The following is a 15,992-nucleotide window of genomic DNA, read 5'->3' as shown; positions in this document are numbered from 1 at the left end:
GGGAGAGAAGGCTATGTAAAAAAAAACAGATACATTGAATGCATACCCGCAAAAGAAGATTGCGCCAAAAGCAAATTTAACGCATCTTCTAAAGGAAGACTGTTTAAAAATTAGGAGAAAAAAATGAGCGTTGAAGATAGAGCCAAAGCAACTGGCAAAAATATCGAAGGCAAAGCCCAAGAAGCGCTCGGCAACATAACTGGCGATCCAGAAGATAAAGCTGAAGGCAAAGCCAAGCAAGCTGAAGCCCAAGTGGGTCACGCCAAAGAAGACGTGAAAGATAAAGCAAAAGATTTGGTTGATAACGCCTAATACTTGACTACGGAGGTCTAGTTACTGAAGAGATTCATCTAGACCTTCTCCCTTATTTAATCCAGCCAATACCACAGACAGATAACACTTTGATTCTGTCTGACAAAGATGAGTTTAATAGGAGACTGAGGTGAATTTTCTTCAGCAATTTCGTAAAATTTTTACGGCTTTAGTCTTGGTTCTGTTCCTTTCCACGGCTACAGCTTGTAGTGGAGCTAGCCAAGCAACTCAACCGAGAACGCTACCAGGTGCGAGTAGCGGTGCTAATAGCATTGTCGCTTATCAACAGTTGGAACGCGGTAGCACTCCAGTCGGTCAGGAATTTGGGAATTGGGTAGTCCAGACAGCTAAAGGATTGGTCAAGGATGCCTACGTCCGTGATAACAACAAATTGGGAGTTGTGATTACGCCGCAAGTCCGTCCTAATGAAGTCAAAGGTTTAGCAAGCTCTTTAGCCCAAGGATTCCACAAGAATTTTCCCAACCAAGATTTAACCGTTTTGATGTATGCGCCAGATAAAAAACTGATTTTGACAGCCAAGTATGACGATCAGTCAAAACAGATTCAGTATCAAGGCGCTTAGTCTAACTAAGGGGAAATCGGTAAAAGCTGGGGTAGCTCATCTAGCTTCAACTACTTCAGAAGGTGCATTTGTAGAGATAGGAGGAATCCCGTCTCTACCCAGAATTTACGATTTTTTCTTTTAGCTTTTGAATCAGGAGATAAGAAAATGACCAGCAGCGAACAATATAAGCGTCAAATCATGAATGATTTGGCTGGTGGTAACTCCGAATCTATGCAGGACGCTCCAACCGATCCCAGCAGCGACTATCAAAATTTTGATGACTTTGCTCAACGCTCTTCTAGAGACGAACGCCGTCAACTGTTTGGTCGGTCGCTACATCCGGACAGCATTCCCGTCAGCCAGATGGAGCCAGAACTGCAAAAAGCGATCGCGCAGATTCAACCCAACGAACGGGATGATGTAGCGCGGGAGTTCTTCAAGCGGTTAAAGGAAAGAGGACTCAATGACCGCCAGTTAGAGCAACAATTAAGTCTCTCCACCCATCACACCAACCATATGAGTGCGGATGATGTCAGCAAGCTGGCTACCTTTACCTATCACACTCATCCTGACATTTTCCAAGATGTATTAGCTGACAAACCAGCTATCATGAAGTTTCTTAGCAATCCAGTGGTTGCCGCTGTATTTGGCGTCATGGCTGCTAAGTGGCTAGGCGGTCGCAGGCACTAAAGCCAGCACACATGAAACAGCATTAGCTTGTTAAAAAAAGGGTATTCAATTTGATTGGATACCCTTTTTTTGTTAGGTACTATGTACGCGACAATTTGTGTAGTTAGTAGTCAGCAAAGAATTGTTCGGCGGCAAGGCGATGCCAAGCTGCTTTTTCCTCTTCTTGTGTATCGGTCGGTTCATTCACCAGAATAATCACTCTCACTTCTTGGTTAGTTGGCAAGTGTTTTAAGAAGGTTTCTGGAAATTCAAGTTTTCCTTCGGATGTCACCTTGACTAGAAATTCCTATGCTTTCATAGTGCCAGTTTAATCTCAGAAGATTCTCCCAAAGCTTCATTTACTACAATCAACTTTCCCTGATTATCAGCTCCTAATTGTTGATTTGCATTAAGTAGTTCAATTCCATAAATGGTGCCGTCAGGCGCTATATCCACATTCATTTCATCGCTCACCTGGATGGTTTCTACCTGCACTGTTTTTTCTTGTAGATAAATATAAGCGACGTTGTATCTTGGATCGTAAGTTAGTTTCATAAAATATTGTCCTCAAAAGAATTTAACAATTACATTGATAACCAGCCAGTCTTCTTCGTTTTCTTTAACTGCAATAACCTCTACCTTTTTCGTAGCATAAAATTTTTGGCTCTTCCGTAGTTGGTATGCTAAATTATAGTCAAGAAGCGCCACAAGCTATACTAGCCATAAATTTAAGCCAATTTAGCGTTTATTAAATAGAAAATACAGTCCAAAATTGTTATACCTTGCTAGGTAAGCCTTTCAAGTTTTGGGATCAACTTTTTAGCATACCAAGTAATGAAGAGCCAAATTTTTCCCGCCACTCGGCATTGAAGGGAAAGTTACGCCTAAAGCCTGTTCGCTCCAATTGAGCAGGAAATGTTGCACCACCTTCAACAGTGACAATAACTTCTGCCTCAGTTGCACCACGCTCTATTAATCTTGCTTGAGCATGGGGATGTAGCCTAACGCTCACCTTTATTACTTCCTAAACATTCTATTAAATTGCTCTTTTTTAAGAAGACAACCGCCAAATCTTGATAGTGTCGTCGAGACTGCCACTAGCGAGTAGCTGCCCATCCGGGCTAAAGGCGACGGAATTAACCGACTTGGAATGACCAGTGAGAGTGCGGATTTGTTTGCCCGTACCCAGTTGCCAAATCTTGATAGTGTCGTCGAGACTGCCACTAGCGAGTAGCTGCCCATCCGGGCTAAAGGCGACGGAATTAACCCACTTGGAATGACCTGTGAGAGTTTGTACGCATTGCCAAGTGTGAGGAATAATTACAGCAGGTATTGATGGGCTTGGATTGTGTATTTGCGGTTTGGGATTTGGTGATAGCGGAGGAACCACTGTAACGGGTGTTACTGACTTTGGTTGGGGTGTTATTGGTGGTATAGAGGATTGTTTCCTTAAACCTGCCCCTAAATCGCATCCCAACAAATCCAACCACTCCTGCACCGACTGCGGGCGATACTTTTGATTAAGCGCCATTCCCCGCATAATTGCCTCATTTACTCGGTCGCTGATGTTGGGATTTAACCGTTGCGGTGGTTCTAGGGGAATATTTTGCAATCTCGCAGGCGCAGGCATTGGCACTTCTGCGGTAAGCAAACTATACAAGGTAGCGGCTAGGGCGTAGACATCTATGTATTCTCCCCGTTCTGCATTAGGGATATATTGTTCGGGTGGCGCATAGCCAGGAGTCAGATTTTCTGTATGCGTCTGGATAGCATTGGGGATAAATTCTCTAGCAATGCCAAAGTCAATCAGCACAGCTTCCAATTTACCACTGCGTAACATAATGTTATTGGGCTTGAGATCCCGATGTAGCAAGCCGCGTTCGTGAATTTGCGTTAAAGCATCGCCAATTTGCCCGATGTAGTGTAGCGCTTCTGGTTCCGATAATACCCCCATCCGGATGACACGCTGGTCTAAGTCTTCGCCTTCGATATACTCCATCGCTATGCAAGGCAGATTCCCTTCATCGAAGACATTTTCAATCTGCACTATATGAGGGTGACGACACAAAGCCAGCCGCAGCGCTTCATCGCGGAAATCTTGCCGTAATTTAGCTTGGCGCGTTATCCAAGCTGGATGATTGAGAATTTGTTCTCTCAGGGTTTTAATCACCCGCAGTTCGCCGCGTTTATTTCTGGCAAGATAGGTGATGCCGATACCGCCTTCGCCTAGCCTCTTTGCGATAATATAGCGATCGCCAAACAATGCTTGCCCATTCGTCCAAACCATCTTTCACGATTGCTAAATGCTGTTACTCATTCTGGCACGGTATCAAGATAGGGACGTGCTAAAACTTTTGTACATTCTCCTCTATCTAACAACAAAAAAAGCCCGCGATCGCAGGCTTTTTTCATCTAGTAGAGACGCGATTAATCGCGTCTCTAAGGGCAATATTATTAAATTCTTCTTACACCGCAGCTAATTCTGGTGAAGGACGCTTACTATTGCGAATGCCTTCAATTGCCTGTGCATAATCCTTCGCCTTAAACACAGCAGAACCGGCGACAATTGCATTCGCTCCCGCTTCCAAAACCTGCCAGGTATTATCTATCTTGAGTCCGCCATCCACTTCAATCCAGGGATCTAAACCGCGTTCATCGCACATTTGACGCAACTTCCGGATTTTCGGCACCATCTCTGGGATAAAACTTTGACCGCCGAAACCAGGGTTAACGCTCATAATCAGTACCAGATCGCAAATCTCCAGCACATACTCTATCAACTCCAACGGCGTAGAAGGATTGAGAACGACACCAGCCTTTTTACCCAGTTCCTTGATTTGTCCTAGAGTCCGGTGCAGATGCGGTGAAGCGTTGTGTTCCGCATGAACGTAGATATGATCTGCCCCCGCCTTCGCAAAATCTGCCACATACTTTTCTGGTTCCACAATCATCAGGTGGACATCCAGCGGCTTTTGGGTAACAGGACGAATCGCTTCTACAATCAGCGGGCCAATTGTGATATTGGGGACAAAGCGACCATCCATCACATCAATGTGAATCCAATCTGCACCGGCGGCATCCACCGCCCGAATTTCCTCTCCCAATCGACTGAAGTCAGCTGATAGGATTGATGGAGCGATAACAATCGGCTTCTGGGATGGCGTTTGGGTCATGGTTATTTCTACTCTCCTGCGTCCTCGTCTGGTATTAAGTTTAACAAAAGACGCGGCAAGCCTTAAAAAAGTATGAAGTATGAACGATGAAGTGTGAATTTAACCTTCAATCTCCAACCTTCAACCTTGAAACTACAATCTTCAACCTTCAACCTTCAAAACTTCAGTGGAGACGCAAGCGTTGGCTCACCAGCAGATTTTTAAAAAACTAACATGGCTTGTTTGGGGACTGGGAATTACCGCCTTAACCGCTCCTTCCTCTCTGGCTAAAGAAACCTCATCACTGGGAGAAGCTGGCATTGATGCCCAAAGGCTACACGCTGCTCCTTATAACTTATTGGGTCGTAAGATTGCTCTCGGTCAGGTAGAGATTGGAAGACCGGGACAATTTGGTTTGGATAAAGCGGTTTCCCGGAATCGAGCCTTCGCCCTAATGCGAGTCTTTTATCGAGATACCCCAGCTAAAGCGGATAGCAATGTCGATGGGCACGCCGCAATGGTAGCAGGCGTGATGATTAGCTCGGATAAAGGTTTACCGGGAATAGCACCAGAGGCACGACTTTATGCTTCTGCTGTTGGCGCCCCGCAAAAGACAGGTCAACCGGAAGAGTGCCTATCCACTCAGTATGTGGCAATGCAAAATGGGAGCGATGTCCGGGCAATTAACTTTAGTTTTGGAGAGTCTCTGGAGCGAGATTCTCGACCGAACCCGGTTCTGGATGGCAACGCTCTGCTAACACAGTGTATTGACTGGTCTGCTCGCATCCACGACTCGCTTTATGTGGTGGCGGGGAATCAAGGGACTGGCGGTATTCCGATTCCCACGGATAACTATAATGGCGTCAATGTTGCTTATACTACGCGCCGCGAGGGAATTTTTACCAAAGTAGATTTTGCCAACTTGAGTGCTGCGCCCATCGGCATTGGGAAGCGTCTGCTTGACCGTGAAATTAATGTTGGCCCGCGTCGCGCGATTAATTTGGTGGCACCCGGTAGCAATATCGAGTTATTAGATATTAAGGGTAAGGAAAGTCGGGTTACTGGGACGAGTTTTGCGGCTCCCCATGTCACCGCATCTGTAGCGTTATTACAAGAATATAGCGATCGCCAGCTGCGAACACAACAGCCCAACTGGACTCCAGATGCCCGTCGTCATGAAGTCATGAAAGCCGTCCTGCTGAACTCCGCTGAAAAAATCAAAGATAGTGGCGATGGACTGCGGCAAGCCATGAGTCGCACAATTTTGACCAAAGATAACCGCGACTGGTTAGCCTCCGATGCTTACAAAGACCGAAAAATCCCACTAGACTTCCAAATGGGTACCGGACAGATGAATACTTTTCGGGCTTACCAGCAATTTAGTCCTGGTCAGTGGAACTCTGAAAAGCCGGTGCCGTTGGTAGGTTGGGATTACCGCACGGTGAAGGAGTCTGCATTTCAGGATTATGTGTTGAACCAACCATTGCAGCAAGGGAGTTTTGCGTCGATCACGCTTGCCTGGGACAGGCGTGTGGAGTTGCAAGATCAAAATAACAACAAGCAGTTTGATGTGGGGGAAAGTTTTAGCGATCGCGGCTTAAACAATCTCGATATCTACCTGATGCGAGTCGAAGATAATGATATCAGTAAGAGTATCTGGTCTTCGGAAAGTGATGTTGATAGTGTAGAACACATTTTTCATGAAATTCCTGCCACGGGTCGCTACAAAATCCGCGTCCAATATCGTCAGAAATTAAATGAAAATACTCAAGCCTATGCCTTAGCTTGGTGGACTGTACCCGCTAAAGAGCTACTCAAAAGTCAAAATTAAAAGAGAATCGCTATTTAAGATTGGAGAATATGCGGCTGCGTTTAACAAGATATCGCGCCTTGTATAGACACACTCCTTAAACCTTGTGCGATCTGGTTCAGTTGCCAAAACCGTAACCACTGGAACGTCCCTGGCTGTTACCCGTCATTCTAGAAAAGGAATGTTACGGCAATATAAACAGCTATATGAAGCGACCAATGTTCAGTCTAATGGTAGCGATCGCATCAATCAGTATCATCCTACTCGGTTTACTAGGATGGTCGATGGTCAAAAATCCGCAAGCGGTAATGGGCGAACCCAGGCAGCCTGAGACATCTCCTACCATCAGTCAGCGCCAGAAAAAACCCGTGGATTCGAGACTGGTTGCTGCTAATACAAAATTTGGGTTCAAACTATTCAAGGAAATTTTAAACAAGGACAGCGGCAAGAATATTTTTGTCTCGCCTTCTAGTGTAGCGATCGCGCTCTCGATGACCTACAACGGTGCTAGCGGCGATACTCAACAAGCAATGGCAAAAACTTTGGAATTCCAAGGATTAAGCCTACAGGAAGTCAATCAAGCCAATGACGCCTTGAAAGCGCTCTTAGAAAATCCCGACCCCCAAGTGCAACTGACCATTGCTAACTCTCTCTGGGCAAAAAAGGGCGTCTCTTTCAATCCGGAATTTCTTCAGAAAAACCGCCAATTTTACCAGGCAAAAATTGCAGAATTAGACTTTACCAACCCCAGCGCTCCATCTGTCATCAATAACTGGGTAAAACAAAATACTCGCGGCAAAATTAATTCGATTGTCAACGAAATTCCACCCGATCAAGTGCTATTTTTGATCAACGCTCTTTACTTCAAAGGAACTTGGACAAACAAATTCGACAAGAGGCAAACAACAACCCAACCTTTCTATCTTTCTGATGGGACTCAGAAACAACACCCAATGATGTCGCAAAGGGATAAATATAAATACTACGAAAACGACCAGTTTCAAGCCATTAGCTTACCCTACGGAAAAGGAAAACTTAGTTTGTATGTTTTTCTGCCGAAAGAAAATTTTAAACTGACAAATTTTTACCAGCAGCTAAATACTGAAAACTGGGAGCAATGGATGACCCAATTCAAAAAGCAACCGGGATTTATCCAGATGCCTCGCTTCAAAATGGACTACGACATAGAACTCAACGACGCTCTCAAAGCGCTGGGTATGGAAGTAGCTTTCAACTCAAATGCTAATTTTACTCAGATGAGTTCTATCCCACTCCAGCTCAATCAAGTCAAGCACAAAACCTTTGTGGAAGTGAACGAAGCCGGAACCGAAGCAGCCGCAGTCACTGCCATCGGTGTAGTGACAACATCTGCACCGATGGCAGAGGAACCCTTCGAGATGATTGTTAACCGCCCGTTTTTCGCTTGCATTCGAGATAATCAAACTGGAACCGTTCTATTTATGGGGTCTATTGTGGAACCAAAATGAAAGACATTGACCCGTTTGAAAATCAAGACATCAAGAGGGACGGGTTGGAAACCCCACTTTACCAGCTGTTTATCTATTTGATTCCTGTGGTTGGCTTTTTCCCAGCCCTCTGGACGCTGTACCGACGTGATAGCAACCGGCAACAACAAACTGTGAGCAGACTGTCGGTGACGCTGGCTCTCGGTTGGCTGTTGGCATACGGTTTATTGGGGGCTGGAGTTGCACAAGCTTCAGAAACTTTAACCCTGCGCTTGTTATTTATCAATGGCCTGCTGACATCGGGTTATTTTTTGGTCAGCTTATGGTTGATGGTGCGTCTGTGGCAACGGAAATCTGTACGTCTTCCGGGTGTTAGCCAGCTTGCGGAGGGAGTCGTTCGCAAACACTTGTCCTAAGCGTGTATTGTTCAGCCTCAGTTTGGGACGAGGCACAGAGGTTGTAGGCGCAAAGTATTCTTTCAAAAAAGCAATCGGAGTTACGAGTGCAACCCATTTGTATCCGGATACTTTCCTTGAACAAAAGTAAGGAATGGGGAAGGTCGAATCCAATTCGAGCTATGCCCTTGATAGCTGGTTCTCCCTCTAGCCTACGCATCTCTACCCAAATGAGGTTAAACTCTTGCCAGTGTTTGCCTGATTTTGCAATAAATCGGTAGAAAAACTGCTATGAGTGTTCTAGTGCAATCCTTCTTAAGGACGGGTTTTGTTAGAGATAAACGTCCCAGCTCCAGATTGCCAGATTCCGTGCCCCTACCTTGAACACAAATTCGTGCTATCTTTTTTGCGTGTGTGAGGAAGCCAGTGTCAGCCCGAAAAATTCCTGAAAAACGCCCGTGGGGGCAACCACCCAATCAACCCATCAAGAAAAAGCCTGTTCAAAAACGAAACCAGGTGAACTGGCTTTGGCTTGGATTGGGCTTAACTGGGGTGGCAATGCTGTCAGCAACTGCGGGAGCTTTGTTAGCAGTGTCTTTTTCCAGTACGCCCTTGCTGCAAAGCCACCTAAGTCCTGAAGAAGCAGCGGTGTTTGATGGCGATCGCATCTCTCGTACCAGTATGCGGTTGCCAGAATTGACCCGCCCCGTCAATATCTTAGTCATGGGAATTAAGGTTATCTCCTCTGACCTAGATCACCCCCCTGCTGAAACGAAAAATCTGGGATACCACGCACTGGTGAACTCCTTCGAGGGTCTATCAGATACCATGCTCTTGCTGCGGTTTGACCCGGAGGCGCAAAAAATTACTGCTTTATCTATCCCACGGGATACCCGCGCCTTTGTGGAGGGGGTCGGCGTTACCAAGATTAATGCCGCTAATCTGGAGGGGGGGCCAGCGCTGAGTGCTAAGACAACTAGCGAACTCCTCAGCGGAGTCGGAATCGATCGCTACATCCGAATTAACGTTCAGGGGGTAGAAAAGCTGGTGGACGCCTTGGGTGGCGTTACCGTCTACGTCCCCAGGGATATGAAATATCGAGATGATAGCCAGCACCTGTACATCAACCTGAAAGCAGGAAAACAACATCTCAATGGCAATCAAGTGCTGCAATTGCTGCGCTTCCGCTATGACAAGTATGGCGACATCGGTCGGATTCAGCGGCAGCAAATGGTAATGCGGTCACTGATGGAACAAGCACTGAATCCAACCACTTTGGCGAGAATGCCGAAGATTCTTTCGGTTATCCAGTCGCATATTGACACCAACTTGACGGTTGAGGAGTTGTTAGCCCTGGTTGGTTATGGTGTCAAGACAGACCGTTCCCAAGTGCAAATGTTAATGGTACCTGGTGACTTTAGTGGCAACGGGCATCATGAGGTGAGTTACTGGTTGCCGAATCGTCGCCGCATCCAGACAATGATGGCACAGCATTTTGACCAGGGATTGGACGGTGGCGAAGCAAATGACCCTGCCTATATCCGGGTGGCGATTCAAGATAGCACGGGTGATATGAAGGCTGTCCAATCCTTAATCGACAGGCTCAAGAATGCTGGCTACCGAAACGTCTACGTTGACGACCCGTGGCCCGAACCGTTGCGGGTAACGCACCTGGTGGCTCAACAGGGAGATGGAAATAGTGCCAAAGCTATCTACCGTTCGCTGGGATTTGGGGAAGTGCGTGTTGAAAGTACCGGCAACCTGGTTTCAGATGTGACGATTCAGCTGGGTCAAGACTGGCTGAAGAGGAATGCTAATCGGGACTCATTTTAAATGGGTAATTTTCTCAACTACCAATTCCCAAACAGGTGATTTTTCTAGTGTGGGTGACTGCTTAGAAGTGCTGGGGGCGATCGCTTTCCAGCACTTCTAAGTATTTTCAGTTAAAACTTGATTGTCCGAGTACCGCTGCAATATCCAATCCTGCAAAATCGGGTTAACTAACTCAGGCGCTTCATCCTGGGGACAATGCCCGACACCTTCTATGGGAATAAACTTCTCAACTTTCGGGTAATTGGCAAACTCTCGCCCCAGTTCTATGGGTTCCCAAGGATCTTCCGTTCCCCAGAGAATGATTGTCGGGCAGGGCAAAAGAGGCAGCAGGTCTTCCGGCAGTGGCCCTTGAGAATAGCGTGTAAAGGCTACAAAAACGTCCACAGCCCCCTCATCAAAAGCCGGTGCCATAAGCATATCCACCAGTTCATCTGTCACCGCTTCCGGATGCTTGTAGGCTTGCAGGAGAACCTTCCGTACCACCTTCGGCTTGGCAAGTTGGCTAAAGAAGAATTTGCCAATCCACTTGACTGCCAGCAGTCGTTGAACGATGGGTGCCCCAAAGCTTCGATACCAGGGCAACTGGGCGCGTTTGCGGTCGTGCAACAGCCGCAGAGAACAGTTAATTAGGGCAGTTCCCAAGACAATATCTGGATGATCTACTGCTGCTTGCATTGCCACAATACAGCCAATGGAATTTCCGACTAAAAAAGCGGGGCTTCCCACCACCTCGCGGCAAAAATCAGCGAGTTGCTGTCCCCAAGTTTCAAAGGTGTAGGAAATCTTCCCCCCTGGCGTGGGTTTCGCGGAACCGCCAAAGCCAATTAAGTCAATGGCATAGACGCGGCAATTTTGAGCCAGCACTGGGATATTTTTGCGCCAGTGCCCCCAAGATGCCCCAAATCCATGCACCAGCACAACCGCTGGCCCTAGGTTTCCTTGAGTCTGGTAGCAGATGGGAAAACCTTGCCAAGTCCAAGTTTTCGTGACGATGTGGGCAGTTGTGGGTGCGGTTGGAGTGGTGGAGGAAGATGGAGTCATGGGATAGATAGCGATCGCATATCTTTGATTTCTATCCCGTCGCGCCTTGAGTGCGCTCTCAACGCCACGGGTAGAGCTAGCTTTCCTAATTTTACAATTCTTAAACTCTAGAAAACACTGATTCCAGTAATTTTGAGCAACTGAATCGAAAATCCCGTAAAAACTCGGATGTCAAGTGTAGATAAGCCTGGTAATCAGGTGAGGAATCTAAAAGGAAGCGGAAAGTGGCACGGAGAATTCCAATTTTCAATTTCCAATTTCCCAGCCCTAGTTTTTCACCTGTGCGTAGCACTCAAAGCGGGGAGTATGTCAGTATCTAGATTGGTGACTCCCTGATGAAATTTAGTTGGTGATGAGTACGGTGCAAACTTCTACTTCTGTTCTGCCATTCCTTGGCCCTGATGTAGCTTCTACCTACGATGCCGCGCGGGTGGTGATTTTGCCGATTCCTTATGAGGCGACGACAACGTATCGAAATGGCTGCAAAAATGGGCCAGATGCGATTCTAGAAGCCTCTGGGCAGGTGGAATATTATGATGAGGAGCTAGATTGGGAAACTGGCAAAGACATTGGAATTTATACGGCTGAATCGATTGCAGACACGCGCAACGGTCGTTCAGTTTCATCAGAGGAAATGCTGCAAGTTACCTGCGAAACAGCGTCTCAGATGATAGCTGACGGCAAGTTTGTCATTGGTCTGGGTGGCGAACACAGCATTACCACGGGTCTGGTGGAGGCATACCGAAAAGCCTACCCTAATGAACCCTTTACGGTCGTGCAAATAGATGCTCACGGCGATTTGCGCTATGAGTACGAAGGCTCGATTCACAACCATGCTTGCGTGATGCGGCGGATTGTGGAGATGGGATTGCCAACCGTACAAATCGGCATCCGCGCGATTTGCAAAGAAGAAGCCGATCTGATCAAAGAGAAAAATTTGATCGTGTTTCGGGCGAGAGAAATTGCTATGCAAGCGGATTGGATAGAACGAGCGATCGCTAGTATCCCCACCAAACGAGTTTTCCTCACTATTGACCTTGACGGAATTGACCCCACCCTGATGCCTGGTGTCGGCACTCCAGAACCCGGTGGATTAAATTGGTACTCCCTACTCTCTTTTTTGCGGCAAGTGTTTCAAAATTACGAGGTGATTGGTTGTGATGTCATGGAATTGGCACCGATTGTAGATTCCGTAGTATCACAATTTACCGCTGCAAAATTAGTCTATAAACTAATCGGTTATCAGGCGTTCTCCCAAAGCGAATAGACACCGGAATTGCCCCGTCCCTTACTACTGTAGCCCTGTCCGAATTTGTTGTAATTACCCAAGGATAAGTAAATGAGTGTAATGGAAAAGACCGGCACTCCTATTGGTAGTTATGCTCCGGATTTTGAATTGCCGGGAAGCGATAATCAAGTCCACCACCTGGCTCGGTATTTAGAAAAGTATCGAGCTGTGGGCGTTGTTTTTATGTGCAATCATTGCCCATGCGTGCAGTCCTATCTGGGCAGGCTAACTCAGATTCAAAGCGAGTTTCAAAGCCAGGGATTTACCCTGATTGGCATCAACGCCAATGATGCTGTCCAGTCTCCTGAAGACAGCTTCGAGAATATGCAAACTTTGGCAGCAACTCACGGTCTGAATTTTCCTTATCTGCGAGATACTACTCAGGATGTCGCTCGTTGCTTCGGGGGACAGACAACGCCGGAGGTTTTCTTATTAGATAATTCCGGGATACTTCGCTACAGCGGACGGATTGATGATAATTCCCAAGATCCAGCAGCGGTGAAGGTGGATTATTTACGGGATGCGATCGCTTCTTTGCTGCAAGGAAAAACGGTGATTACTCCAGCCTCAACCGAGGCGGTAGGCAGCCCGGTAAAGTGGCGTCATTAACACGTAGTCTCAAGGTCCACACTTTAGCTAGGTAGACGGGAATCCCCACACCATACTCAAGCGTTGGTGTGGGATGAAAGGCGCGTGAATTGCGGGGCGATATCTGCCAATGTTTGACGAGAAAGGATATCAGCACCGCAATGAACACTCTCTCAGAACTCGCCACAAACCAGTGTTATCAACAATCTAGATTCGCGATAAAGTAATGGGATGTTGAAAGCAACTCATGTGCGAATTTACCCCACTGATGAGCAGGTTATCCAGTTGTCCAAAGACTTTGGCGCAACGCGATGGCTGTGGAATCAGTCTCTCTTTTTGATGTCAGAGACCTACAAAGGGACGGGTAAAGGCGTATCTGCGCTCGACATGAAGAAACGCATTCCACTGCTCAAGACAGAGTTTGAATGGCTGAAAGAAACCTATTCGCAGTGCCTTCAACAGTCGGTGCTGAATCTGTCTCAAGCTTTTCAAAACTTCTTTGAAGGACGGGCGAAATATCCTGCTTTCAAGACCAAGTTTGACCGTCAATCAGTGCAGTATCCCGCCAACGTGAAAGTCACGAGCAAATCCGCGATCAAGTTTCCAGGGCTACTGGGAATTGTGAAAGCCAAGATTCATCGTGCCTTACCGGAAGGAAAGCTCAAAACCGTCACAGTCTCAAAGACTCCTGACGGACGCTACTATGCTTCTTTGCTGATAGACGATGGCATTGAAAAGACTGAGATCACCAGTGAGGGTAAAGCGGTTGGGATTGATCTGGGATTGATTGATTTCGCCGTTACCTCCGATGGCTCAAAGTTTCAGAATCCCAGACATCTTAAAAAACACGCTCATAACTTAAAACGGAAACAACAGAAGATATCGAGAAAAGTGAAAGGTAGTCAAACTCGCACCAAAGCGAGAAAAATGGTTGCCAAGGTTCACAGCAAAATTGCACGAGTAAGAGTTGATTTCCTCCACAAACTATCTCGCAAGCTAGTCAACGAAAACCAAGTTGTGGTGGTGGAAAATCTGGCAGTGAAAAACATGGTGAAGAATCATAACCTGGCAAAAGCTATCAGCGATGCTGGATGGGGGAAGTTCTGCACGATGCTCAAGTACAAAGCTGAGTTTGATGGCAAGACGTATCTCGAAGTAGACCGCTTCTTTCCGTCTTCTCACCTTTGTTCAAACACGCTGCTCAAGATTCCGAAAATGGATCTGTCTGTGCGATTCTTTGATTGCCCTCACTGTGGTCAGAGACATGACCGAGACGTGAATGCGGCAATCAATATCAGAAATGAAGGCTTGCGATTATTGGCGTTGGGAATCAGCGCTACTGCCAATCGAGGGAGTGTAAATCCTCATGGTTCTGGACGTAAAAAATCCACGAACTCCGAGGTTGCTCCCATTGAAATTGGAAGCCTACTCCATACCCGTTAGGGTTGGTGTAGGTAATTCACTAACTGAATTTGGGGATAATATCACAAAACTTACTCCTCTACTGTTATCTTATGGTGGAGGTATTTTGAGTGAGACAATAGTCTGGGCATGGGGATAACTTATCGGCGCGTTTTACTAAAGCTGAGCGGTGAAGCTTTAATGGGCAACCTGGGCTATGGAATCGATCCAATTGTGGTTCAGGAAATCGCTCAGGAAGTCGCAGATGTCGTGGCAACTGGCATTCAGATGGCGATTGTCGTAGGTGGCGGCAATATCTTTCGCGGTGTCAAGGCAGCTTCGGCTGGCATGGATCGGGCGACAGCCGACTACATCGGGATGATTGCAACGGTGATGAATGCGATGACCTTGCAAGACTCCTTGGAGCAAATCGGAGTCCCGACACGAGTGCAAACAGCGATCGCAATGCAGGAAGTGGCGGAGCCTTACATCCGGCGTCGTGCTATTCGCCACTTGGAAAAAGGACGGGTAGTGATTTTTGGGGCGGGATCGGGAAACCCCTTCTTCACCACTGATACGACCGCTGCCTTGCGAGCGGCGGAAATTGATGCGAATGTAATTTTTAAGGCAACCAAAGTAGATGGGATCTATGATTCAGACCCCCATCTCAACCCAGGTGCGCGTCGCTATCAGAGCCTGACCTACGGGCACGTCCTCACTCACGATCTGCGAGTGATGGATAGTACCGCGATCGCCCTGTGCAAAGACAACAACATCCCGATCGTTGTGTTCGACCTCTCGGTGCGGGGCAATATCCACCGCGCCGTTATGGGAGAAGCTGTGGGAACAATTGTAGGAGGATTCTGTGAAATTAGCTGATGTTGAAAATCATATGCAAAAGACAATTGAGGCGACTCAGCGGTCTTTTAATACCATTCGGACGGGACGGGCGAACTCCTCCCTCCTCGACCGGGTGTCGGTGGAATATTATGGTTCCCCAACCCCTCTGAAATCTCTGGCAAGTATCAATACACCAGATTCTAGTACGATTACCATTCAACCGTTCGATCGCGGCAGCTTGAACCTGATTGAAAAAGCCATTTCTTTATCAGATGTCGGTTTAACTCCGAGCAATGATGGCTCGGTCATTCGATTGAATATTCCACCTCTAACCAGCGATCGCCGTAAAGAACTGGCGAAAATCGCTGCCAAGTATGCTGAAGAAGGTAGAGTTTCTGTTCGCAATATCCGCCGCGACGCCGTAGACTCAATTCGCAAGCAAGAAAAAAATAGTGAAATCTCTGAGGATGAAGGGAGAGACTTACAGGAAAAAATTCAAAAGCTAACTGACAAGTACGTTGCCAAAGTTGATGAGCTGTTAGCCGAAAAAGAGAAAGATATCACTACCGTTTAAAGTCATTAGTCACTTGTCATGGGTCGTTCGTTAAAAGCGATCGCGCAAAAGCTAACAA

The 15,992-nt window shown here is 46.9% G+C and carries 17 protein-coding genes and 1 pseudogene; 12 read left to right on the top strand and 6 right to left on the bottom strand.

What is annotated here, in order from left to right:
* The first annotated feature begins 123 nt into the window (after positions 1 to 123).
* The 3 genes from ACFW2W_RS14925 to ACFW2W_RS14915 all read left to right on the top strand — a co-directional run bounded on the left by ACFW2W_RS14925 (position 124) and on the right by ACFW2W_RS14915 (position 1,567).
* The gene (locus ACFW2W_RS14925; RefSeq protein ID WP_378179422.1) at positions 124 to 312 is read left to right on the top strand and encodes a CsbD family protein; all 189 of its coding nucleotides are present in this window, start codon (positions 124 to 126) and stop codon (positions 310 to 312) included.
* A gap of 130 nt (positions 313 to 442) precedes the next feature.
* Complete coding sequence (locus ACFW2W_RS14920; RefSeq protein ID WP_378179419.1) at positions 443 to 895, top strand: hypothetical protein; 453 nt, start codon at positions 443 to 445, stop codon at positions 893 to 895.
* Between the two features lie 147 nt (positions 896 to 1,042).
* A complete protein-coding gene (locus ACFW2W_RS14915) occupies positions 1,043 to 1,567 on the top strand; it encodes a hypothetical protein (protein WP_378179416.1) in 525 nt (174 codons plus the stop codon).
* 103 nt (positions 1,568 to 1,670) lie between these two features.
* On the opposite strand, the gene ACFW2W_RS14910 is transcribed toward ACFW2W_RS14915, so the two are convergent.
* The 5 genes and pseudogenes from ACFW2W_RS14910 to rpe all read right to left on the bottom strand — a co-directional run bounded on the left by ACFW2W_RS14910 (position 1,671) and on the right by rpe (position 4,719).
* The gene (locus ACFW2W_RS14910) at positions 1,671 to 1,838 is read right to left on the bottom strand and encodes a hypothetical protein (protein WP_378179413.1); all 168 of its coding nucleotides are present in this window, start codon (positions 1,836 to 1,838) and stop codon (positions 1,671 to 1,673) included.
* A gap of 23 nt (positions 1,839 to 1,861) precedes the next feature.
* Positions 1,862 to 2,101: a DUF2283 domain-containing protein gene (locus ACFW2W_RS14905; protein ID WP_378179410.1), complete on the bottom strand. Its 240-nt coding sequence runs from the start codon at positions 2,099 to 2,101 to the stop codon at positions 1,862 to 1,864.
* Between the two features lie 256 nt (positions 2,102 to 2,357).
* Complete coding sequence (locus ACFW2W_RS14900; RefSeq protein WP_378179407.1) at positions 2,358 to 2,558, bottom strand: hypothetical protein; 201 nt, start codon at positions 2,556 to 2,558, stop codon at positions 2,358 to 2,360.
* A 42-nt stretch (positions 2,559 to 2,600) separates the two neighbouring features.
* Positions 2,601 to 3,833: pseudogene (locus ACFW2W_RS14895) on the bottom strand (protein kinase); the annotation flags it as partial.
* Between the two features lie 178 nt (positions 3,834 to 4,011).
* Entirely contained in the window at positions 4,012 to 4,719 is a 708-nt protein-coding gene (gene rpe / locus ACFW2W_RS14890) for a ribulose-phosphate 3-epimerase (protein WP_378179404.1), read from the bottom strand.
* Between the two features lie 166 nt (positions 4,720 to 4,885).
* Between rpe and ACFW2W_RS14885 the strand changes: the two genes are divergently transcribed.
* The 4 genes from ACFW2W_RS14885 (at position 4,886) to ACFW2W_RS14870 (ending at position 10,202) form a co-directional block, all read left to right on the top strand.
* Entirely contained in the window at positions 4,886 to 6,529 is a 1,644-nt protein-coding gene (locus ACFW2W_RS14885) for a S8 family serine peptidase (RefSeq protein ID WP_378179401.1), read from the top strand.
* A 197-nt stretch (positions 6,530 to 6,726) separates the two neighbouring features.
* Entirely contained in the window at positions 6,727 to 7,995 is a 1,269-nt protein-coding gene (locus tag ACFW2W_RS14880) for a serpin family protein (RefSeq protein ID WP_378179398.1), read from the top strand.
* Positions 7,992 to 8,390 carry a hypothetical protein gene (locus ACFW2W_RS14875; RefSeq protein WP_378179395.1) on the top strand — a complete coding sequence of 133 codons (399 nt, stop codon included), beginning with the start codon at positions 7,992 to 7,994 and terminating at the stop codon, positions 8,388 to 8,390. The genes ACFW2W_RS14880 and ACFW2W_RS14875 overlap by 4 nt, the downstream gene beginning before the upstream one ends.
* Before the next feature lie 405 nt (positions 8,391 to 8,795).
* On the top strand, positions 8,796 to 10,202 hold the full coding sequence (locus ACFW2W_RS14870; protein ID WP_378179392.1) for an LCP family protein: 1,407 nt from the start codon (positions 8,796 to 8,798) through the stop codon (positions 10,200 to 10,202).
* A 96-nt stretch (positions 10,203 to 10,298) separates the two neighbouring features.
* Here the strand turns inward: ACFW2W_RS14870 and ACFW2W_RS14865 are convergent, their stop codons facing one another.
* Entirely contained in the window at positions 10,299 to 11,243 is a 945-nt protein-coding gene (locus ACFW2W_RS14865; protein WP_378179389.1) for an alpha/beta fold hydrolase, read from the bottom strand.
* A 352-nt stretch (positions 11,244 to 11,595) separates the two neighbouring features.
* Here ACFW2W_RS14865 and speB point away from each other — a divergent pair, with 352 nt between their 5' ends.
* From speB to frr, 5 genes are all read left to right on the top strand, one after another.
* Positions 11,596 to 12,510 (top strand): agmatinase, encoded by a 915-nt coding sequence (gene speB / locus ACFW2W_RS14860; protein WP_378179386.1) that lies wholly within the window; start codon positions 11,596 to 11,598, stop codon positions 12,508 to 12,510.
* A gap of 72 nt (positions 12,511 to 12,582) precedes the next feature.
* On the top strand, positions 12,583 to 13,140 hold the full coding sequence (locus tag ACFW2W_RS14855) for a thioredoxin family protein (protein ID WP_378179383.1): 558 nt from the start codon (positions 12,583 to 12,585) through the stop codon (positions 13,138 to 13,140).
* A gap of 210 nt (positions 13,141 to 13,350) precedes the next feature.
* Positions 13,351 to 14,562 carry an RNA-guided endonuclease InsQ/TnpB family protein gene (locus ACFW2W_RS14850; RefSeq protein WP_378179380.1) on the top strand — a complete coding sequence of 404 codons (1,212 nt, stop codon included), beginning with the start codon at positions 13,351 to 13,353 and terminating at the stop codon, positions 14,560 to 14,562.
* Positions 14,563 to 14,670: 108 nt separating this feature from the next.
* On the top strand, positions 14,671 to 15,399 hold the full coding sequence (gene pyrH / locus ACFW2W_RS14845; protein ID WP_378179377.1) for a UMP kinase: 729 nt from the start codon (positions 14,671 to 14,673) through the stop codon (positions 15,397 to 15,399).
* Entirely contained in the window at positions 15,386 to 15,934 is a 549-nt protein-coding gene (gene frr / locus ACFW2W_RS14840; protein ID WP_378179374.1) for a ribosome recycling factor, read from the top strand. The genes pyrH and frr overlap by 14 nt, the downstream gene beginning before the upstream one ends.
* Positions 15,935 to 15,992 lie beyond the last annotated feature (58 nt).

Origin of the sequence: Coleofasciculus sp. H7-2 (assembly GCF_042747725.1) — a bacterium.
Taxonomy (GTDB): Bacteria; Cyanobacteriota; Cyanobacteriia; order Cyanobacteriales; family FACHB-T130; genus FACHB-T130.
The sequence above is the reverse complement of the archived record's forward strand: the minus strand, read 5'-3'. Positions and strand labels throughout refer to the sequence as shown.